Origin of the sequence: Corynebacterium sp. HMSC063G05 (genome assembly GCF_001810555.1) — a bacterium.
Lineage (GTDB): Bacteria > Actinomycetota > Actinomycetes > Mycobacteriales > Mycobacteriaceae > Corynebacterium > Corynebacterium jeikeium_D.
Window position 1 is genome coordinate 96,562 of sequence record NZ_KV801845.1, and the last position, 19,066, is coordinate 115,627.

A 19,066-nucleotide genomic window follows, 5' to 3' on the forward strand; every position below is an offset into this window, starting at 1 on the left:
ATGGGAAAGCGAGAAGGTAGATTGACCTCTGCAATTAACCAATCCGACGACTTCGACGAACACGTCGATGCCGCCTTACGTGATTGGTATCGCACCAACATGCGGCCACTTCCCTGGCGCGAAGAAGGCACTTCACCATGGGCTGTGCTCGTCAGCGAAGTGATGAGTCAACAGACTCCCGTCGCCCGCGTCATCCCCTCCTGGCGCGCCTGGCTGGAAAAATGGCCCACCCCAGCCGATTTGGCAGTCGCGCCCAAGGATGAAGTCCTACGTATGTGGGGAAAACTCGGCTACCCCCGACGTGCACTCCGGCTGCGTGAATGCGCAGAAAAGATCGTCGAAAAGCACGACGGCGAAGTACCAAGCGACGTGAACACACTGTTAGCCCTTCCGGGGGTAGGAGACTACACAGCTCGGGCAGTAGCGGCGTTTGCTTTTGGCGCGCGCACGCCGGTGGTGGACATCAACGTGCGCCGCGTACTCCGGCGACACCGCCAGGGCACGTACCTACCCGGCATCGCCAAACGCACAGACATGACGCTCGTCAAAGAGTTCCTACCACTCGACCCCACGACTGCGGCCGAGACCTCTGTCGCACTCATGGAACTCGGCGCTACTGTCTGTCGAACGACACCCGAGTGCGAGGCCTGCCCCATCGCCACCAGTTGCGCCTGGATTGCCGCCGGTCGCCCCGAACCCGAAGACCACGAAATCGCCGCTGCGAAACGGCGCGTGCAGAAGTTCGAAGGCACCGACCGTCAAGTCCGGGGCTTGCTTCTCGACGTGCTCCGCGCCGCCGACTCCCCCGTCGAACAGACCGCTCTGGATGCGGTCTGGGATGATACGCATCAGCGTTCCCGCGCATTGTTTTCCCTGCTTGACGACGGACTTGCGGAGCAAACCTCCGATGGCCGCTTCCAGTTGCCCCGTTAGAACCCAGACAATGCTCCGGTAAAGACCAGATTCGAACAAGTGCGTTGCCTAGAATTGGGAACATGAATGCCACGCCCCATCGACCTCAGCGCCAGCGCTGTCTCTTTGGGGCTAGTAAACGCAGAATCGCGCTGAGCATGGTACTTGGAGTTGCTCTTCTGAGCTCTAGCGTGGGAACGCTCGGTGGTTGCTCGGCGGTGGATGGTCTAGGAGCAACTGGCTTCGGTTCCTCGGATTCTGACTCTTCTACGGTGAAGCGATTGCCTCCAGGTCAGGTAATTACGAAGACGCCATTTCCGGTCAATGCGCCCGCACGCGCACAGCGGGTCGTGTTTTCCTCCACAGGCGCACGCGACCACCGCCAGACAGCCGTGTCCGGCACGATTTTGCAGCCCTATACCCGCTGGTCGGAGAAATCCCCGCGCCCACTGGCAGTAATTGCACCTGGAACTCTCGGTATGGCTGATAACTGTGCCAGTTCGGTTGCCCTGCGCTACGAAGCGCCTCCGACGCCTCCGGCACCTCAGTTGCTGGCACAGGGATGGAATGTTGCCATCGTGGATTACCAGGGGCTCGGCACGCCTGGGGTACATCCGTATCTCAACCGTGAGGTTGCCGGGAATAACACGCTCGATATGGCGCGAGCGGCTATTGAAACTTTACAACTGCCTACAGACACTCCCATTGCGCTGTTCGGCTACTCACAGGGCGGAGGCGCCACCGCTGCAGCGGCCGAGCTCGCCGATGAGTATGCCTCGGAGCTGAACATCCGCGCTGTTTACGCCGGGGCTATTCCGGCCGATCTCACCGACACTGCACTGCATATTCGCGGCTCGGCGCTGGCGGGGCTCGTCGGTTACTTCATGAACGGCTTGATTGCAGAGTACCCAGAGGCAAAAGAACCAATCGAGCGCATGCTGAGCCCGCTGGGGCAGGATTTCCTGAAGCTCACGGCCGATGAATGCATTGGCGCCACTGTCGAACGTTGGCCTCGCAATGACACCAAGGCATTTACGGCCAACGACTTGGGGATAGCGGAGAATCTGCGCTCGCCGGAGCTCTCCCCCGTCGTTCGGCGCCACGTGGAAGAACAAGCTCTGGGGACAAAGACTCCCAGTATGCCCGTATTCGTTACCCATAACGCGTTGGATGATGTGTTACCCGTGACGTCGGCACGCAAACTTGTGCAGAAATGGCAAAAGGCCGGCGCCGACATCACCTACGTGGAGGTCGACACTGACCTCGGTGATGGGACGCACGGCCTTGCCTACGTGCTCACCCACGACGAGATGCTTGCGTGGGTGAATCAGAAAATGGGGTACTAGTGTGCTAGCGCACTAGCTGTACTGACGGTGAAATGCTCACCGACAGCCATCAGCCACTAACTACTTCTTCTTCCAACGACCGCGGAAGGTCAGGCCCTTGCCCAGTCGGACGGTGTAACCGCCGCGGCTGTTAATGGTCACCGGACCGATACGCTTAGAACCAGAGACTCCCGAACCCGAGTAGTTCAGCCACGTGTCCTTGTCCAGGTTCTGCTTCTTGCGAAATTGGAGCCCCATTTAGTTCTCTCCCTCGGAGTTATCGGATTCGACCTCGGCAGCGGCCTGGTCGGCAGCACCTTCGATGTCGTCGGCTTCAACACTCAGGGTGCCATCAGCGCTGCCGAGAACGTCCTTGTCTTCCTCAGACTCCCCCAGAGCACCGCCGTCGGCATCAACGTTCCCGGCCTTGCCCTTGTTGGTGAAGGTGAACTTCGCCTTGTCGACGTCCTTGGACTCGCCATCCCAGCCTTCGACATCGATGAAGACGGTCTCGCCGAGACCGACCTCACCGTAGAGAATCTTCTCGGAGAGCTGATCCTCAATCTCGCGCTGGATCGTGCGACGCAGCGGACGGGCACCGAGCACTGGATCAAAGCCACGCTTGGCCAGCAGGTTCTTGGCGCGGTCGGAAATCTCCATGGTGATGCGCTTCTCGTCGAGCTGGTCGCTGACGCGGGCCAGCATAAGGTCGACCATCTGGACAATCTCAGCCTGGCTCAGCTGCTTGAAGACCACAATCTCGTCGATACGGTTCAGGAACTCCGGACGGAAGTGCTTCTTCAGCTCGTCGTGGACCTTGTCCTTCATCCGCTCGTACTTGCCATCTTCATCGGCCTCGCCGACCCCCGAGAAGCCCATACCAACAGCCTTGGAAATGTCGCTGGTACCCAGGTTCGAGGTGAAGATCAGAACCGTGTTCTTGAAGTCCACCACTCGACCCTGCGAGTCAGTCAGACGACCGTCTTCCAGGACCTGCAGCAAGGTGTTGTAAATCTCCTTGTGGGCCTTCTCAATCTCGTCGAAAAGCACGACGGAGAACGGCTTGCGGCGCACCTTCTCGGTGAGCTGGCCGCCCTCTTCGTAGCCGACATATCCGGGAGGAGCACCGAAGAGGCGCGAAGCGGTGAAGCGGTCGTGGAACTCACCCATATCAATCTGAATGAGTGCGTCTTCCTCACCAAAGAGGAACTCGGCCAGGGCCTTCGACAGCTCGGTCTTACCAACACCAGACGGGCCGGCGAAGATAAACGAACCGGACGGACGCTTCGGGTCCTTCAGACCAGCGCGGGTACGACGAATAGCGCGGGAGACAGCACTGACGGCCTCTTCCTGACCGATAATGCGCTTGTGCAGCTCATCCTCCATGCGCAGCAGACGCGAGGACTCTTCCTCGGTGAGCTTGAACACCGGAATGCCAGTCCAGGAAGCCAGGACCTCCGCAATCTGCTCCTCACCAATCTCAGCGATGGTGTCGGACTCGCCCGCACGCCACTTCTTCTCGCGCTCGCGGCGCTCTTCGCCCAGCTTGCGCTCCTTGTCGCGCAGACCAGCTGCCTTCTCAAAGTCCTGCTCGTCGATGGCGGCTTCCTTCTGGCGGCGCACATCGGCGATCTTGGAGTCAATCTCCTGCAGGTCAGCCGGGGCAGTCATGCGCTTGATGCGCATGCGAGCACCGGCCTCATCGATCAGGTCAACGGCCTTATCCGGCAGGAAGCGGTCGTTGATGTAGCGGTCGGAGAGCGTAGCTGCGGCAACCAGAGCCTTGTCCGAGATGGATACGCGGTGGTGAGCCTCGTACTTATCGCGGACACCGCGCAGAATCTCGATAGTGAGATCCACACTCGGCTCCGGCACGTTCACCGGCTGGAAACGACGCTCAAGAGCGGCGTCCTTCTCAATGTGCTTACGGTACTCATCCAAAGTGGTAGCACCGATGGTCTGCAGCTCACCGCGAGCCAGCTTCGGCTTCAGAATCGAGGCTGCATCAATTGCGCCCTCGGCGGCACCGGCACCAACCAGCGTGTGAATCTCGTCAATAAACAGGATGATGTCACCGCGCTGGTTAATCTCCTTGAGCACCTTCTTCAGACGCTCCTCGAAGTCACCGCGGTAACGGGAACCCGCAACCAGCGAGCCCAGGTCGAGAGAGTAAAGCTGCTTATCCTTCAGCGTCTCCGGCACACGACCGTTGACAATGTCCAGTGCAAGCCCCTCCACGACGGCGGTCTTACCAACACCAGGCTCACCAATCAGCACAGGGTTGTTCTTGGTGCGACGAGAAAGAACCTGCATAATGCGCTCGATTTCTTTCTCGCGGCCAATAACCGGATCCAGCTTGCCCTCACGTGCAGCAACGGTCAGGTTACGACCGAACTGATCAAGCACCAGCGAACCCGACTGGTGGTTACCCTCCTGCACACGAGCGCCGGAAGTAGCACCGACCGGACGCTGCTCCGGAGAACCATCGGACTCATCGCCCTGGAAACCGCTGAGCAGCTGAATAACCTGCTGACGTACGCGCGGCAGGTCAGCGCCGAGCTTAACCAGGACCTGAGCAGCAACACCTTCGCCCTCACGAATCAGGCCGAGCAGCAGGTGCTCAGTACCGATGTACTTGTGACCCAGCTGCAGAGCCTCGCGCAGAGAGTACTCCAGCACCTTCTTTGCACGCGGGGTAAACGGCACGTGACCGCTCGGCGGCTGGGAGCCACGACCAATAATGTCGACTACCTCAGAGCGCACAGCATCCAGGGAAATACCCATGGACTCCAGCGCCTTGGCAGCTACACCGTCGCCTTCACTAATCAGGCCGAGCAGGATGTGCTCCGTGCCGATGTAATTGTGATTGAGCTCGCGTGCCTCATCCTGTGCCAGGACGACAACGCGACGTGCTCGGTCCGTAAACCTCTCGAACATCACTGCCCTTTCAAGTGTCTATTTTTGCCGTAATTCAATAAAGGTTGTTTCACCTAGCTTAAACGCGACGCGACACAGATTAATCCCTATAGCCGTACGCCAGTAGCGAACAGCCTGGTCGAGAGAGGTATCACTGCTCGTACGGCAGCAAAAGCTCCCGGCGGCAATGCCACCGGGAGGAAACGAATGTTGGAATGAATTACTCCTGCGCGTTAAGCCAAACGCCAGACAAGAAGGAGTATTTGCACGGGATATCAGTCAGTCTCCATAATCTCCCACTCATACGGAGTCACTTCACCGCGCACCTCGTGGTACGGAGAACTGAAGTACAGGGTGCCATTCTTATTCAGGACCACGATCCCGTGGAAGCTGTACTTCTTCCCTTCCTTCAGTCGGAATGGCGGGCGCGAGGCATCCCAATTTCCACCGCTCATTCCGGCTTCCCAACTTCCAGATGCATCCTCGAGATCAAAGGTGACCAGATTGTGGGCGTTCTTCTTGTTACCCCACTTAGCTGTGGTCTGGCAGCGGAACATGTCCTGATTTACCGACCCACCACAGACTACGGTTTCTCCGTCTGTGGAATAGCTGACATAGTCACGGTTGATCTTGGGGTAGTTCGTAGCTGCATCGGCGACGGACGGATTGACAACAGCAAGCGCAGTGGCGGCAGTGATTGCGGCGGCTACAGCGGAAATCTTCTTGGTGAACATGATCTCAGATTAAAAACTCTCGGACACAAAAGAAACGGGAGTTCTCCCCGGGGAGTTCTCCCCTAGCTAAACCATGCTGGACTGCCCAAATCTGGACAGTGGTGCCATCAAACGCACCACGATTTATCCGCTTATGTCACCGGCACAATGCAGTCAGAGAGCGATGCTGTCCAAAGCAGCACGGTCAGAGCGCATGGCAGTCTGTGACGCACCGAGAATGGATTTATATCAATGGCTTTCAAACTATTCAGCTTCCGAAAGACCTTCCGCCCCACCCGCAACTCCCGGGTTACGCTATCGCGTTCTGGCCTCGGATATTCCTATCGCATGGGGCCCGTTCGGTGGACGAAGAATGCCCGTGGCGGCCGAACCACTACTGTGAACACGCCAATTAAAGGATTGACTTATCGCAAGTACCGTCGTTAAGCGAGCAGTTTCAAGTCGTCTGCAGTGACCAATCGTGCTTCGATTGCAGCGACAACTACCAGCTGCAGACGGCTCTTTTGATTAACCCGTTGCCACTCCTTGCTTGAGACCAGCCCCTTGCTCAAAGCGGATTCAAAAAGTGCGGTGCGGTAATGCTCGACTGCCTTTGCGGTCTTGCCTCCCAGCTTTCGGCCGGCCTCGGCATCGGTGCATGAAACCATAATGGTGTCGATTCGGCCGCGCAGATAATCCTCCGCATATGCAGCGATCAGAGCACGCTGGCGCTCCGGCAGCTCCCCAACCGAGATGGTTTCAGTCCCGTCAGTTGGCAGCACGACCTTCGCATCGGCGTGCTCAATATCCTGTTTAATCTGAATTTCGTACTGGTCATCCTTGACGGAAAAGCGGATGAAATACTCCGGGTAGCTCAAATCAAAACGCTGTTGCGGAGCCAGCCGGAATGACCGCGACACCTCCGGAATGTGCACCATTGCAGTCACGTGCTCGCAGTTATTGAGCAGAAACCACATTCCGGATTCCGCATACACATACATTGCTATGCGGTGCATGTAGCGGTTATCTTCGCCCACTTTGAGGTCGGCGTCACGCCCGATGGTCAATCCCTCACTCGGATTGGCAACAATCGCATCCCCACACAAATTATCAACCACAAGTGTTGGGAGCGATGTCACGTTGACCAGGCCTTTCTCTCGCACCACCAGCCACCAACCGCGAATCAGGAACCCTACCCAACGCTCCTGGGGGAATCGCCCAACGACGGCTGAAGTGACTGGCATTCATGATAGTTATCCGAAATATAACAAATATTCTCGGCGTTATCGCTTAATTCGTCGTGGTTTGCATTGCCCACGCCGCCACCGTGTCATAGGCAGCAGGACAAGGATCGCCTTCACTCAAAACGACAAATACCGGACGAAGCACTTCGGGACTGGATGGCGCAGAACTTTCCGCCGGCTGAACCAAGCAGTAATTAATCGGCCGTGTTGCCTCGGAACCTTCGCTGTTCACAGCTTGAAATGAGCCTGACGTTTGTAGGACATCCAGCCGGCGACCATCGGGCTCCATTCGCAGTTTCACCACTTCAGAGCCAGCTGGTTCAGCCACTGACCGGTTCTTGCTCACGGCATCCAGAATTTCACCCCGCCATTTGTCATTTTCAGCCTCTGCAATCGGCTTCTTCTCATCAATACCGTGGCGAAATGGCAGCAAGAATTCATCTGCCGAAGCAAACTGCGTCGCGTGATATGCAGCACCGTTGAATGTTCCCATCCGCTGAATCCCCTGCCAGCTCTTCTCACCGATGGGGACGTCGCTTAACGACGTAAGGGTCCATCGGTCACCCACCGGAATCCGAGGCCCCTTCGCCAAATCGGGAGCGCGAAGTCGCATCGGTTCCGCAGAACCTCCGATAGCTACTGGCTGTGCCAAGTGCTTGGCACTAAAGAGACCGCCATCTCCAATGCCGCTACGTTCGGCAACAACAATGCCACCACCAATAAGGCCTAGACATGCCACTACGGAGAACGCTGCAAGGGCTTTCTTCCGGTTCTTCGGATTGCGAACCTCGACGGCACCACCATTTAGCGCAGCAATGAGATCGCTAATAAACGCATTGCAGGATTCGTAGCGTTCATCGGCGTCAACCGCCAACGCCTTGGCGAAGACCGAATCAACTACCGCACCGAGGTTGGTAACCGGTCGCTTACCGCAGTGCAATTGCCGCGCACTGGCCGCGTCAGTAGCTGGAAATGCCTTATATCCCTGCAACAGCTCGAATATCGTGCACGCAAACGCATACTCGTCACTAGCTGCACTAATGCAACCCTTAGTGAAGATCTCTGGCGCCATGTAGGGCAATGAGCCGGCAACACGATTGGTCACGCCAACACTGTCGATTTCAGTGGCGGTTGATACACCGAAATCCACAAGCGTCGCGCTTAACACAAGCCCCGACGAATCTCGCTCTACGACGATATTTGATGGTTTTACATCACCATGAATCACCGCTGGTTCGTGCTTTGCTAGCCGATCTAGCGCGGTAGCAATCTCCACACCAATCGACATGACCTCGCTCTTATCGAAAGTGCGCGGCGGATATTCGGCCAGTTCAGCGCCCAACGAATTACCGCTAATAAGAGTCATGGTGAACCAAAGCAGGTTCCCGGCTCGCCCGCCATCGAACACGGTCACAACGTTGGGAACGTGAACAGTGGCTGCGATAGAAACCTCGTTCTGGAACAGTGCCTCCATTCGCTTAGAAGCACTGGCCTCTTCCGGCAGTGGGACGATTTTCAGTGCTTCGTTTCGGCCCAGCTTGGGATTTCGTACTCGAAAAACAGTCCCCATATTGCCGGCACCGATGAGAGCTTCAACCTCGTAGCCCTCAAAAATATCGCCTACCTGGGGAAGATTAGTCATCGGTTCCGTTGCCCAGACCCATCGAGATTACCCACCATAATCTGAATCCCAGACTCAGAGCGGCAATCATAATTAGGCGAAACTTCTTGGCATTCCATCGTCAGTGGCTGACCGTCATACTCAATCTCGATTGTCGTCTGCTTTGGCAGTGTTCCTTGCTCTTGCCGCTGTTTACTGAGCGCCCGCACTACCTCGTAATATGCTTCACAGTCCATATCGGAGCCCTGGTTTGACCAGGCACTCTGCAGCATCGGGCACGTCGGATCAACGGTCGACGCTAAGACCTCTGGGTCTACGAACCGATCGTCGGCAGGCGGTGCGATTGTAGTCGAGGTTGGTTCCTGATCATCGCCCACATAGTAGGACGGCGAGACTTCCACTTCGGTGCTTTCAGTGGTTTCAAACAACCCGTCGGCGTTATCCTGCTGGTTAGAGCGGAAATTTAGGATCCAGACCACCATTGCCAGGATGACGACAACCAGAATGGCGAGCACGAACAGCAGAATCTTCCGATTTCGACCATCAGTATCGGAATTTGCACCGCTGTCAATGTCATCGACGCCCGGGATTAGAGTGCGATCGTCGGTCATCAGTTATCTCCTTGGCTGACAGAAACCTTCATCATCGTCGTGCGAGCAGCCGAAATCTCTTCCTCATTCATCACACCAATGCGCACGTGGGATTCGATTGAGCGACCCGATGGAACGTGAGTGCCTTCCACGGTAATCATGCCGTCTGCTGCTACAAAGAACTTAACCTGAATTGGCTGACCCTTGGGCAACGGCGGGATACCTGTCAGCATAGATTCCGATCCACTAATGATGTCATTGAGAGCGACATCTTCGGATGGAACGTCACTGGCCTGCTGATACAGCGTCAAATCTACTTCCTCTTGGCCATCAGCTACGGTCGAATACTCCCGGACCACCGGCTCAGACAGGGGAATCATGTCATTCTGGTTGACCAGATAGTCGATGTACGGGTTGTTCAGATGATCGACAACTCGAATGCCAATCGACTTTGGCAATACATTTGCCACCTTCTTCTCCGACAGCGCGGCTAGCTGCCCGGCGTCAATCCCTGTCTCAGCCGCGATCTGCGCAATTGACTGCTGTTGGACAGCAGGGCTGGACTCAGCATTAACCACTCCCCCGAGCTTGCTGATCATCGCAGCAAGGGCAGCACCCTTAGCAACGGCTAGATCAGGCTCAACCAACAGTGGCTTCTTACCCGTCAGACGCTCCACCAGTTTGGTTACGGCGGTCATTCGCGAAGATCCACCCACCAGGATGACCTCATCAATTGTCAGTCCCGGCTCCTTTTCCTTTGCCGTCTCCAATACACGGGTCAAAGGAATCTCCGTCTGCTCGAGCAATGGCGCCGTGACACGCTCCAAGTCTTCGCGGGTAACGGCAATCTTGGCGCGGGAACCAGAGTCACTGGCAAGTCGCACAGTGGCGCTTTCCGCATTACTCAGCGCCTCTTTACAGTTCACCGTCTGCTCATGCAACTTAGCGACGAAGGTCTCATCGTTTTCCGCCTCCTCGTCACCAGTCTGCTCAATGAATTTATCCAGGATAAATTCACCAAGCGCCTTATCCCAGTCAGCACCGCCCAGTCGAGCATCACCGTCGGTGGCAATAACCCGGAAGGTGTTGTCAATCCCCTGCACAATCGTGGCATCGAATGTACCGCCTCCGAGGTCATACACCAGCAAGGTCTTGTCCTTTAGAGGCTGCTTGGAGTCGTAGTAGAGGGCCGCAGCAACCGGTTCTGCTACCAGCTCCAACACATTGAAATTAGCAATCTGCCCTGCGTTGCGAGTTGCCTCGCGCTCCTTCGCACCAAAATATGCCGGCACAGTAATAACTGCCGAAATCTCGTCGTCAGCTGCTTCGTCTGGAACCAACGAGCGCAAAATCAATGAAGAAATCTCCTCCGGGGTATACGCCTTCCCGCTGAAATTCCATTTCTTATCGGTGCCGATGCTCCGCTTCACCAGCTCGATGACGTCATTGGGGCTGAAGAGCTTCTCTTCACGTGCCAGCTTTCCGACAACGGTATTGGCCTTCGATTCAAACCACACCACACTTGGTGTCGACAGATCTCCGTCGAGGTTTTCTTGAATGACAGGAGCACCCAGTGAGTCCACGTAGGAAATTGCGCTATTGGATGTGCCCAGATCGATGCCGTAAATACGTTCAGCCATGATTTTTCTCCTTATTCTGAAATCTGTTGGATTCTTGACTTCTTTTGCCGTGTCAGCGCTCTAGTTGTGTGCTGGCCGGACTCGAGCTGTGCTCTGTTCAGACTCGAGTTTTGGCCTAGTTGCCGCTGTGCCGGTACACCGTGACCGGCGCCTTGGCCACCACAATTGGACTGGTAGAACTGGTGAAGGTGTAGTAGTGCGAGATTCGTCGTGATGGCGCCAGCGTGCGGTGCAGCGCGGGGTTATCCGAATCCGCGAATTTGGTACGACGGTGAATTGAAGAATCAAAGGCATCGCCCACCTTCGCCTCTGTAATTGCCACTCCCATGGACTGAAGCGCATCTGCGATCGAGTCCTGCAGGAAATCCAGGGTCGAATACAGGTCACTGCCATCAGTTTCGGTAGTTTCTTCGAGCCGCGAAAGGTCAGCGCAAATCCCGTCATGGATGGCCGCCAACTTTTCCGCCAGCGGCATCAACTGGGCGTACCAACGACGATCAGTCAGCGCTTCCAACTCTTCACTTTGAGAGCGCAATACTGCGTTCATTGTGTCCAGCCGTGTTTGAATCAAATCCAACTGCTTTACGACGTTCCCGGCCGCAACACCTGCGGTACTTTCAGCATCCGTTTCTGGGAGCTCTTCCACTGTCGCGGGAGGAAAATCCTGCTGGGCTGGAACTCCTTCCGCGGTGTCTTCATCATGGCCAAACTCGGCACCACCAAATTCAACACCGTCAAATTCGACGTTCTCAACCTTGGACCATGCAGCTTCGTCGGTGTCTAGTTTTGGATCTCCGGAATACTCGACCGGCTCCTGACCTGTGGTATCACCATTGTCGACCGTGCCCCGGGGGCCGAAGGACTCATCAAAATTCGGCAGCGGGGCGAAATTATGCGCTCCACCGAAGTCAACCTCCGGATACTTAGGATCTCGTTCCTGATACTCATCAACACGACCGTCTGAATGTTTAACCGACCTTTTATTTTCATCCTTTTTGTTATTAAAGAACCCCATTTTTATATTCCTTCCCCTTAGCGAATAGATAGGCAATCGACACAAATGTAATGATAAATATAGAAAATAGAACCCATCCTAATTCATAGAAATTATCATTTATAACCCCCATGGCAATGAAATATACGATTCCAAAAACAGCAATCCATCGTTTTGCCACTCGCTTCTTTACCAACGCCCACAAGATACCGACAAAAATAGCCAGAACCGGTACAGCAATAAATCCATTACCCTCCTGCATGAACTGCACTATTAAACCGAGCACAACAAATGGAGAAAGAAATCGTAATAACTCCTTGGCAATCGCATCCCCTTCACCGGCATGGGGCGTCTTAAAATCCGATTTTCCCCTTCCGGTATCAGCCTTCAAGACATCGTCTCGATTGACGTTTTGAAGGACGCGATTCTCAATTGTCGAATCGGAACTAGAACAGTAGGCTCCCTCAGCAATTTGCAATTCTTTACGAAGTCTCGTTGGGTCCAGCGACGATTCGTCGTTAAGCAGACCGAAAGTATGTCGAGTCACTAAATCCGCTGGATCATCGACTGCTTGCAACCTTCGAATAAGACCGGTGCGGGTTTCAGCCTCTGGCGAGCCGGTACGAAAACTCGCACCGATGGATTTAGTTGCACTCTTCAGCATGTCGCTATCGATCGGTTTGCCGTCAATAAAGCCTTCGGACTGTTCACGAAAACCGTTCGCAATGACATCTGCAATCGACCGAATGTCGGTATTTGCACTACTGGCCTCATCAAAGGCCGCCCAGACTCGTTTCTCCGCGTTGTTCGTCGGACCAGTCTCAATTTCCTGGCTATCTTCAACGTCGACGTATTCACGGAGCTCCATGCGGTTAGACGTTGGAACCAATATCCGATCAAAGAACTCTTCAAGCCCGTGCTCGGTAATCGCTTTTCCGCTGCCCTTTGCATACGGCTTCAAGAACCCCTCTTTAACTGCCTTCATCTGCACATCAGTGAAGAAGTACTGAGGACGCTGTACTCGTTTGAGAACAAGTCGAAAAGAAACACCGAACTTCTTTCGCACTGCGTCGACAAAATCTTCGGTGTGCAGCTCATCGATAATGTCCAGTGCGCGCTGGGACTGCTTACCGAAGAACAACAGGTCTCGAATTAAACGGACACGCGCTTCCCAAAAATCCGAGGAAGAGGCATCTCCGCCCATGGGAATGTCAGCAATCAGCTGAGCTAACTTGGCGCCCGTTGGCACTGCGCCTGGTGAAAATAGATTTCCAGCTAGGTTGTCTCGAACTGCGGGATTCAGACTCACATCTGCTCCTGAATCTCACTGATGCGAACACGCTGTTCTGGAGATAGGCCTGTCATAAACCGCCTGGCGGGATCTACTGCGATAAGCCATCCGGGGTCTACATGCTCCGGCAACAGTCGAATCATTGCCCTAGCAGGGCGTCCCGAATCAAGCGCGGAGACAGTTGTCAGAGTCTCTCCGTTGACGTTGGTGTCCTCTCGTTCTTCAAGCTCATAGGCAGTGCCGTACGTGGAAAGCGCCTGCTTCATCTCTTCAAACGCCGCGGCAGTGTTGTAGTCGAATGCGGCGCGAGCGTAGATGTATTCCACTAGGACTACGAGAGCGAAAAGGATTAATGCTTCGAGCGAAATAAGGACGCTTTTAGACATAAGCGATGCTGCGGTGACTGCCAGCACCGTGATAATGAGGCCGGGAATCCAACTAGTCTGATTTCGCAAGAACCACATCGCAAACCCCATGGCGAATGGAATCAACATCGCCGTATCTGGATATGGCCCACTATTGATGGATTCCAAAATTCCGCCAATTATGAATCCGGCGATAATGAGTACGACTCGAAACATCCAGGGTGCCCACCAAACAAAAAATGGCGGAATGATACGACCTTCTTGATCTACACCAACACGGTTTGGAATAATTCCTTGATCCTCCAAATCACCGCGCCAACCTTTAGTACGATCTGGAACACCCTTCACAATATCTGTGGTTTTTGAGAAGTAGCTTTTGGCCACATCTTTCAGCTGTTGGAGGTTCATTAAACGGTTCTTTCCCTCAATCTTTTGTCCAACGATTAATTCGCTGAACCCGACAGGATTTAGTTAAACCTGCACGGGTAGTGAAAGTCACCGGGAGAACTCCCGTACCGCTTCTGAGGCCTCCGCTATAGCGTCGTCAAGCAGATGAAGAAAACGCTTATTCGGCGCTTAACTCGGAGGTTTTTAACGCCCATGACATCCCAGTTTCATTCAAAGCACGTTTTAGCTGTGGCAGCCGCCGCTGCTACCCTGACTCTGGTTGGCTGCTCAGGTATGCCCACTAACAACGCTGTCCCGGAGTCCCCCGCGGTGGTGACAGTTACAGAAACGTCCCCTGCTTCTGATGCACAATCCGAAACTCCTAGCTCGATTGAGAGCTCGACCGGGTCGGAAGAGCCAGAGCAGGAATATGCCAACAGTTCGCAGGATAAGAATTCTCCCAACAGCGAACTTTCAGACTCGGATGCCGACTCCGGTGCAGTAACGCTGAATAGCTCGATGGAGCTGACCAAAATTGGCGGCATGGAGCCCGGCAGTGCCAAGCGCCAAAACGTCAAGATTGACGCAACTGCTCACCAGAAAGAATTGGGCGGCTTCGACACTGCTCGGATCACGCTTCCCTTCGAGGGGGCCAATAGCCTGTTGACCTATCCCCTGGTTGATGGCGAAGCAAACGCGAGGTTGCTGTGGAATTTCAGCCAGTCTGGTGGTACGGAAACCTGTGAAAACAAGGTGGATGTCTACGATTCTGAGGGCAAACCGACTGCAAGTGCCAGCGCAGGTGTGACTGGACAACATACTCCTTGCCAGATCGTTCGCCGGTTTGGGGAGAAGGCCTACGCAACATTTACAGAACCCGGTGAATACATCGTTGCTGTGACAGCTCAGCAGCCAGGATTCGAACCAATCACAATCGCACAGAAGGTGAAGGTAGTCGGTTAAAAATGAACGCTCACGAACCCATCGATCCGTGGAATAGCAACCAGTCGGGCACTTCCGAGAAAGTGTCGGAGAGAGCTTCCGGCACTAAGTCCGGAAAGAGTAAACCTTTGACGCTGCCGCTCATCCTCGGCGCAGTCGGAGTGATTGTTGCCGGCGCGGCGGGGTTTGCCATGGGCGGTAAGAATGCTGAGTCCGAACTTGCAAGCGCGAGTGAAGAGATTTACTCGTTTCAACAGCAGGCAGAGGAGCGGGAAAGCGAGCTGCAAGCAAAGATTGATGAGCTGGAAGAAGCAAACTCGGAATTGGAAGACAAGAACACCAATTCCGACCAGGCCTCCATAGCCTCCTATTACTACAAAATGGCGCTCAGCTGGCTTAACGTCTGTGATGCTGGCGACTACATGCCGGAAGAGACTCACGCTGTGCCGACTAGCGTGAAGGACTTAGGTATTGGCTGTGGCTACAACTTTGAAGATTCCAATGGAACAATTCTCATTCTTGTTGGTGGAGCAGACGAAGACGCCCAGTCTCGTGCATCTACCATTAACGACCAGGACGGATACCTAGAAACCATCCGAACCGGGCATATACAGCTCAATGTGTGGGTATCCAATTCTGGCCCGTGGGATGATGCCGAACAACTGTCAACAGATATCGCCGACAATGTCAGCCATGCCGCTAAGCAGAATATGGCACAGGACACCGCAGGACAATAAATAGCGTCCCTGCCATAAACGCCCATGAACCCCCGCTCACTAGTGAGCGGGGGTTCATGGGTTACGTGGGGGGCCGATGATTCACAAAATCTACGGTGCCGATTAGAAAACTAATTGTTCACGCGGTCATCGTCATCGTCGTCATCAAAGTCATCGTGATCATCGTCGTCCATGCCATCGTCACGGTCATCATCCGTGTCATCAATGTCATCGCGATCATCGTCCAGCTCCTCAGTCGACGTCACCATAGTGGTCTGGACTGGAGTCGTATCGGATAGGTTCGCCCTTCGCCACCGAGTCGAGAGCGCAACTGGATAAGAACAGGTTTCAGGAGCTTTCCCCAAAAGAATCAGATCCAAACCAGAACCCCTCCCCGGCTAAGGTCAGCACCCATTGAGCTGCGAAAGAGAACTGATACTTGACTATCTTCACTGGTCACGCCACATATCTTCACAACTATTCGTTTCTGATAAAAAAATTTTGCAAAAAGCTACGCAAAAGTGACCTAGGACACTTATTCTTACTGTAAAAGAAACTAAATCGGCAGTCCTACCGATGAGGTTTCGCCTGATTAGGCCTCTCCGAAGACCACAGGACATGAACCACGGAAGATGAGTGACTATGACATCTAATCCACAGACCTCGATTCTCAATAAGGTGCGCAAAGCTTCGCGAGCTACCTCGGACCTCGTTCTCGGACTCGCACCGGTGACTCAGGCTGGCGTCCTCGGCTCGATGGGGCCCGGCGCGGCTGGTAAGGCATTAAGTTCCATCTACCGCTGGGACTTCCTGCCAGCTGGTCTCCTCGGCATTGCAGCCGGCCGCGATCCGCACCACACTGCGATTATTGATGATGGCGGCTCGCTGACCTACGAGGAGCTGCACGAGCGCTCCACTGCCCTGGCGCGAGCACTCCGTCACGGCGATATTCAGCAGCGCGACCGCATCGGTGTGCTGGCTCGCAACCACCGCGGTTTCATTATGGCTCTGTGTGCCCACGGTCGTCTCGGCACCGACCTGGTGCTGCTCAATACCGGCGCCTCCGCCGAGCAGACTCTGGCCGTAATTCGTGAACAGAAGATTGACTTCCTGTTCATTGATGAGGAATTCACTCACATGCTGCCGGAGGACTTCGATGAGTGCCCGGTCGCCGTGTCGTGGTTTGAAAACTACGGTGACACCTCCTGCGTTCGCGAGGGCTGGACCTCCATGCAGGAGATGCTGAAGACAGCACCGCCGGCAAAGTGGCCGACCGCCGAGCTGCCAACCCGCCCGCGCCGTGGCCGCGTTATTATTCTGACTTCCGGAACCACCGGCACTCCAAAGGGTGCCAAGCGTCCGGAGCCGCGCAGCTGGATGCCGGCATCTTCCATCATGAGCCGAATTCCTCTGCGTCAGCGTCGCCCGGCTTACCTTGCGGCTCCGCTGTTCCACACCTGGGGATTCGCGACTGCGCAGCTGTGCATCGCACTGCGTTCCACCATGATTATGCGCCGCAAGTTCGATCCAGCCGACAGCCTGCGCATTATCGAGCAGCACTCTCCGCACACCATCTTCCTGGTGCCGACCATGCTGCAGCGCATGATTGAGATTCTCCCGGACAACTACGACATCGGCGCGACATCGCTAAAGGTCATCGCATCCTGCGGTTCGGCTATTCCAGAGGGAATTGTCACCAAGACCCTCGAGCGCTTCGGGCCGGTTCTCTACAACCAGTACGGTTCCACGGAGGTCAGCTGGGCAACCATTGCTAACCCGGATGAGCTCAAGGCAAACCCAACCACAGCTGGTCGCGCACCGCTGGGCACTCGTGTCCAGATTCTCGACGAAGACGGCAACCGCGTCGCCGACGGCGAGACCGGTCGAATCTTCGTCGGCAACAACATGTTGTACGAGGGCTACACCCGCCCGGGCGCGGACAAGCAGGTCATTGACGGCATGGTCTGTACCGGTGACCTGGGTCGCATGGAAAACGGCTTGCTCTACATCTCCGGTCGCGAGGACGACATGATTGTCTCCGGTGGCGAGAACGTCTTCCCACGCCAGACCGAAGATGCACTCAGCCAGCTCGAGGGTATCCGCGAGTGCGCAGTCGCAGGTGTCCCGGATGAGCGCTTCGGTCAGGCCCTGGTCGCCTGGGTTGTCCGCGACGACTCCCCTGAGGGCCGCGCCCTGACCAATGAGCAGATTCGCACATACGTCAAGCAGCGCCTCAGCCGATTCGCCGTTCCGCGCGAGACCGTGTTCCTCGATGAACTGCCACGCAACGCAGTCGGCAAGGTGGTTCCTCGCCACCTGCCGAAGCCGTGGGAGAATGTCACCGAGGAGAAGGTGGCTTAGGGCGCAGGGACCGTCGTAAAGCGAACGGCAGACACGAAAAGGACGCGGTAAAAACTTCCGTTATGGAAGTTACCGCGTCCTTTTTGCGTGTCCTAGGAAGAACTAGAGCTGATTAGCCAGCGTTCAAAACACCGTAGTCCGTGACGGGCTCACGGAAAATCTCTTCGCCGTCCTGGGTCACGGTTACCGCATTCGGAGTGACGGTATACGTGTAGCCACCATTTTTCGCGACAGCACGGTTCCCGGAGAAACTATCTACTGTGTACGCATCCGGGGTATCCGAAATCTCACCGAAGTCACCAATGTAATGGCGCTGCTGGCGGTTATTGGAGTTCTCACAAATCACGGCCTTACCCGAAGAAGTCTCCGCCAACACACGCGCGTAATACCCACCCGAGCAGCGAGCGGTACTGCCAACCCAACCTTTGGCATCGATATCATCGCGATTCATACCGAACGCGCGAAGACCAAAATTTCCCCGCTGCGTAGTGGTAGGAGCGCTGCTCTCCGGCTGCTTCGTCGTTTCCGGCTCGACGGTCTGGGTATAGGTTTCCGTGTACGTCTCCACCGGCGCCGGGGACGCAGTGCTTGACGACGAGTCCCCTGCCGCAACCGTATCGGGAGACTGCGGGGAATTATCGGAGGAATTATTCAGGTAGTACGCGCCACCGATACCGGCGACCGCTGCAAGTGCGACACCGACGATGCCCAAAACCACGTACAGACCGTTGTTGCTCTTCTGCTCAGGTACCGGAGCCTGCTGATAAGCCGGATACTGCTGGGGTGAACCTCCCTGGTTCGGCCCCTGCGACTGGTACTGGTACTGAGGCTGGTACTCGTCTTGAGCCCCACCCTGCGGCTGCTCCCAGGCAGATGTTGCATAACCGTCCTGCTCCCAATCCTGCGGGGAGGACGAACGCGGGTTGTACTGGTCGGTCATCGCTAAATTCCTTATTACTTCAGAGCCACACTTGTGCTCGGCCAATAACGTGGTGGCTTGCGACTTCGCCCACAGCGGAACTTGCCACTACGTATTTTCCATTAACACT

The 19,066-nt window shown here is 55.4% G+C and carries 18 protein-coding genes; 6 read left to right on the forward strand and 12 right to left on the reverse strand.

Going from position 1 to position 19,066, the window contains the following annotated elements:
• Nucleotides 1–933 carry an HhH-GPD family protein gene (locus HMPREF2751_RS03640; RefSeq protein WP_049171876.1) on the forward strand — a complete coding sequence of 311 codons (933 nt, stop codon included), beginning with the start codon at nt 1–3 and terminating at the stop codon, nt 931–933.
• Between the two features lie 137 nt (nt 934–1,070).
• Entirely contained in the window at nt 1,071–2,258 is a 1,188-nt protein-coding gene (locus HMPREF2751_RS03645) for a lipase family protein (RefSeq protein ID WP_049171879.1), read from the forward strand.
• A 60-nt stretch (nt 2,259–2,318) separates the two neighbouring features.
• Here the strand turns inward: HMPREF2751_RS03645 and HMPREF2751_RS10790 are convergent, their stop codons facing one another.
• The 3 genes from HMPREF2751_RS10790 to HMPREF2751_RS03655 form a co-directional block, all read right to left on the reverse strand.
• On the reverse strand, nt 2,319–2,495 hold the full coding sequence (locus HMPREF2751_RS10790) for a hypothetical protein (RefSeq protein WP_162837151.1): 177 nt from the start codon (nt 2,493–2,495) through the stop codon (nt 2,319–2,321).
• Nucleotides 2,496–5,174, reverse strand: a complete 2,679-nt coding sequence (locus HMPREF2751_RS03650) for an ATP-dependent Clp protease ATP-binding subunit (RefSeq protein WP_049194048.1) — start codon at nt 5,172–5,174, stop codon at nt 2,496–2,498.
• 254 nt (nt 5,175–5,428) lie between these two features.
• A complete protein-coding gene (locus HMPREF2751_RS03655; RefSeq protein ID WP_038626607.1) occupies nt 5,429–5,887 on the reverse strand; it encodes a hypothetical protein in 459 nt (152 codons plus the stop codon).
• Nucleotides 5,888–6,118: 231 nt separating this feature from the next.
• On the opposite strand from HMPREF2751_RS03655, the gene HMPREF2751_RS10595 reads away from it, so the two are divergent.
• Nucleotides 6,119–6,313 carry a DUF4236 domain-containing protein gene (locus tag HMPREF2751_RS10595; RefSeq protein WP_016421461.1) on the forward strand — a complete coding sequence of 65 codons (195 nt, stop codon included), beginning with the start codon at nt 6,119–6,121 and terminating at the stop codon, nt 6,311–6,313.
• Here the strand turns inward: HMPREF2751_RS10595 and HMPREF2751_RS03660 are convergent.
• The 7 genes from HMPREF2751_RS03660 to HMPREF2751_RS03690 all read right to left on the reverse strand — a co-directional run bounded on the left by HMPREF2751_RS03660 (nt 6,310) and on the right by HMPREF2751_RS03690 (nt 14,019).
• Nucleotides 6,310–7,110 carry a hypothetical protein gene (locus tag HMPREF2751_RS03660; protein WP_224433510.1) on the reverse strand — a complete coding sequence of 267 codons (801 nt, stop codon included), beginning with the start codon at nt 7,108–7,110 and terminating at the stop codon, nt 6,310–6,312. The genes HMPREF2751_RS10595 and HMPREF2751_RS03660 overlap by 4 nt on opposite strands.
• A gap of 46 nt (nt 7,111–7,156) precedes the next feature.
• Nucleotides 7,157–8,752, reverse strand: a complete 1,596-nt coding sequence (locus HMPREF2751_RS03665; protein WP_016421463.1) for a serine/threonine-protein kinase — start codon at nt 8,750–8,752, stop codon at nt 7,157–7,159.
• A complete protein-coding gene (locus HMPREF2751_RS03670; RefSeq protein WP_016421464.1) occupies nt 8,749–9,342 on the reverse strand; it encodes a hypothetical protein in 594 nt (197 codons plus the stop codon). Before HMPREF2751_RS03670 ends, HMPREF2751_RS03665 begins: the two co-directional genes overlap by 4 nt.
• Nucleotides 9,342–10,961, reverse strand: coding sequence for an Hsp70 family protein (locus HMPREF2751_RS03675; RefSeq protein ID WP_070595478.1), 1,620 nt, complete (start codon nt 10,959–10,961; stop codon nt 9,342–9,344). Before HMPREF2751_RS03675 ends, HMPREF2751_RS03670 begins: the two co-directional genes overlap by 1 nt.
• A 115-nt stretch (nt 10,962–11,076) precedes the next feature.
• A complete protein-coding gene (locus tag HMPREF2751_RS03680) occupies nt 11,077–11,976 on the reverse strand; it encodes a hypothetical protein (protein ID WP_049190678.1) in 900 nt (299 codons plus the stop codon).
• Complete coding sequence (locus HMPREF2751_RS03685; RefSeq protein WP_049171882.1) at nt 11,963–13,264, reverse strand: hypothetical protein; 1,302 nt, start codon at nt 13,262–13,264, stop codon at nt 11,963–11,965. The genes HMPREF2751_RS03680 and HMPREF2751_RS03685 overlap by 14 nt, the downstream gene beginning before the upstream one ends.
• The gene (locus HMPREF2751_RS03690) at nt 13,261–14,019 is read right to left on the reverse strand and encodes a hypothetical protein (RefSeq protein WP_016421468.1); all 759 of its coding nucleotides are present in this window, start codon (nt 14,017–14,019) and stop codon (nt 13,261–13,263) included. The genes HMPREF2751_RS03685 and HMPREF2751_RS03690 overlap by 4 nt, the downstream gene beginning before the upstream one ends.
• Before the next feature lie 192 nt (nt 14,020–14,211).
• On the opposite strand from HMPREF2751_RS03690, the gene HMPREF2751_RS03695 reads away from it, so the two are divergent.
• Nucleotides 14,212–14,961, forward strand: coding sequence for a hypothetical protein (locus HMPREF2751_RS03695; protein WP_222865188.1), 750 nt, complete (start codon nt 14,212–14,214; stop codon nt 14,959–14,961).
• A 2-nt stretch (nt 14,962–14,963) separates the two neighbouring features.
• Entirely contained in the window at nt 14,964–15,677 is a 714-nt protein-coding gene (locus HMPREF2751_RS03700) for a hypothetical protein (RefSeq protein ID WP_049171884.1), read from the forward strand.
• Between the two features lie 110 nt (nt 15,678–15,787).
• Here the strand turns inward: HMPREF2751_RS03700 and HMPREF2751_RS10795 are convergent, their stop codons facing one another.
• On the reverse strand, nt 15,788–15,925 hold the full coding sequence (locus HMPREF2751_RS10795) for a hypothetical protein (protein WP_160310025.1): 138 nt from the start codon (nt 15,923–15,925) through the stop codon (nt 15,788–15,790).
• A 373-nt stretch (nt 15,926–16,298) separates the two neighbouring features.
• Here HMPREF2751_RS10795 and HMPREF2751_RS03705 point away from each other — a divergent pair, with 373 nt between their 5' ends.
• Nucleotides 16,299–18,017 (forward strand): AMP-binding protein, encoded by a 1,719-nt coding sequence (locus HMPREF2751_RS03705; RefSeq protein ID WP_038626623.1) that lies wholly within the window; start codon nt 16,299–16,301, stop codon nt 18,015–18,017.
• 112 nt (nt 18,018–18,129) lie between these two features.
• On the opposite strand, the gene HMPREF2751_RS03710 is transcribed toward HMPREF2751_RS03705, so the two are convergent.
• Nucleotides 18,130–18,957, reverse strand: a complete 828-nt coding sequence (locus HMPREF2751_RS03710; protein WP_038626626.1) for a hypothetical protein — start codon at nt 18,955–18,957, stop codon at nt 18,130–18,132.
• Between the last annotated feature and the right edge of the window lie 109 nt (nt 18,958–19,066).

Excerpts from the sequence above, each read along its gene's own strand:
- HMPREF2751_RS03645 (WP_049171879.1), top strand. The coding sequence starts at position 1,071 with ATGGTACTTGGAGTTGCTCTTCTGAGCTCTAGCGTGGGAACGCTCGGT.
- HMPREF2751_RS10790 (WP_162837151.1), bottom strand. The coding sequence starts at position 2,495 with ATGGGGCTCCAATTTCGCAAGAAGCAGAACCTGGACAAGGACACGTGG.
- HMPREF2751_RS03705 (WP_038626623.1), top strand. The coding sequence starts at position 16,299 with ATGACATCTAATCCACAGACCTCGATTCTCAATAAGGTGCGCAAAGCT.
- HMPREF2751_RS03695 (WP_222865188.1), top strand. The coding sequence starts at position 14,212 with ATGACATCCCAGTTTCATTCAAAGCACGTTTTAGCTGTGGCAGCCGCC.
- HMPREF2751_RS03710 (WP_038626626.1), bottom strand. The coding sequence starts at position 18,957 with ATGACCGACCAGTACAACCCGCGTTCGTCCTCCCCGCAGGATTGGGAG.
- HMPREF2751_RS10595 (WP_016421461.1), top strand. The coding sequence starts at position 6,119 with ATGGCTTTCAAACTATTCAGCTTCCGAAAGACCTTCCGCCCCACCCGC.
- HMPREF2751_RS03670 (WP_016421464.1), bottom strand. The coding sequence starts at position 9,342 with ATGACCGACGATCGCACTCTAATCCCGGGCGTCGATGACATTGACAGC.
- HMPREF2751_RS10795 (WP_160310025.1), bottom strand. The coding sequence starts at position 15,925 with ATGGTGACGTCGACTGAGGAGCTGGACGATGATCGCGATGACATTGAT.
- HMPREF2751_RS03675 (WP_070595478.1), bottom strand. The coding sequence starts at position 10,961 with ATGGCTGAACGTATTTACGGCATCGATCTGGGCACATCCAATAGCGCA.
- HMPREF2751_RS03660 (WP_224433510.1), bottom strand. The coding sequence starts at position 7,110 with ATGCCAGTCACTTCAGCCGTCGTTGGGCGATTCCCCCAGGAGCGTTGG.
- HMPREF2751_RS03650 (WP_049194048.1), bottom strand. The coding sequence starts at position 5,174 with ATGTTCGAGAGGTTTACGGACCGAGCACGTCGCGTTGTCGTCCTGGCA.
- HMPREF2751_RS03680 (WP_049190678.1), bottom strand. The coding sequence starts at position 11,976 with ATGGGGTTCTTTAATAACAAAAAGGATGAAAATAAAAGGTCGGTTAAA.
- HMPREF2751_RS03655 (WP_038626607.1), bottom strand. The coding sequence starts at position 5,887 with ATGTTCACCAAGAAGATTTCCGCTGTAGCCGCCGCAATCACTGCCGCC.
- HMPREF2751_RS03665 (WP_016421463.1), bottom strand. The coding sequence starts at position 8,752 with ATGACTAATCTTCCCCAGGTAGGCGATATTTTTGAGGGCTACGAGGTT.
- HMPREF2751_RS03690 (WP_016421468.1), bottom strand. The coding sequence starts at position 14,019 with ATGAACCTCCAACAGCTGAAAGATGTGGCCAAAAGCTACTTCTCAAAA.
- HMPREF2751_RS03640 (WP_049171876.1), top strand. The coding sequence starts at position 1 with ATGGGAAAGCGAGAAGGTAGATTGACCTCTGCAATTAACCAATCCGAC.
- HMPREF2751_RS03700 (WP_049171884.1), top strand. The coding sequence starts at position 14,964 with ATGAACGCTCACGAACCCATCGATCCGTGGAATAGCAACCAGTCGGGC.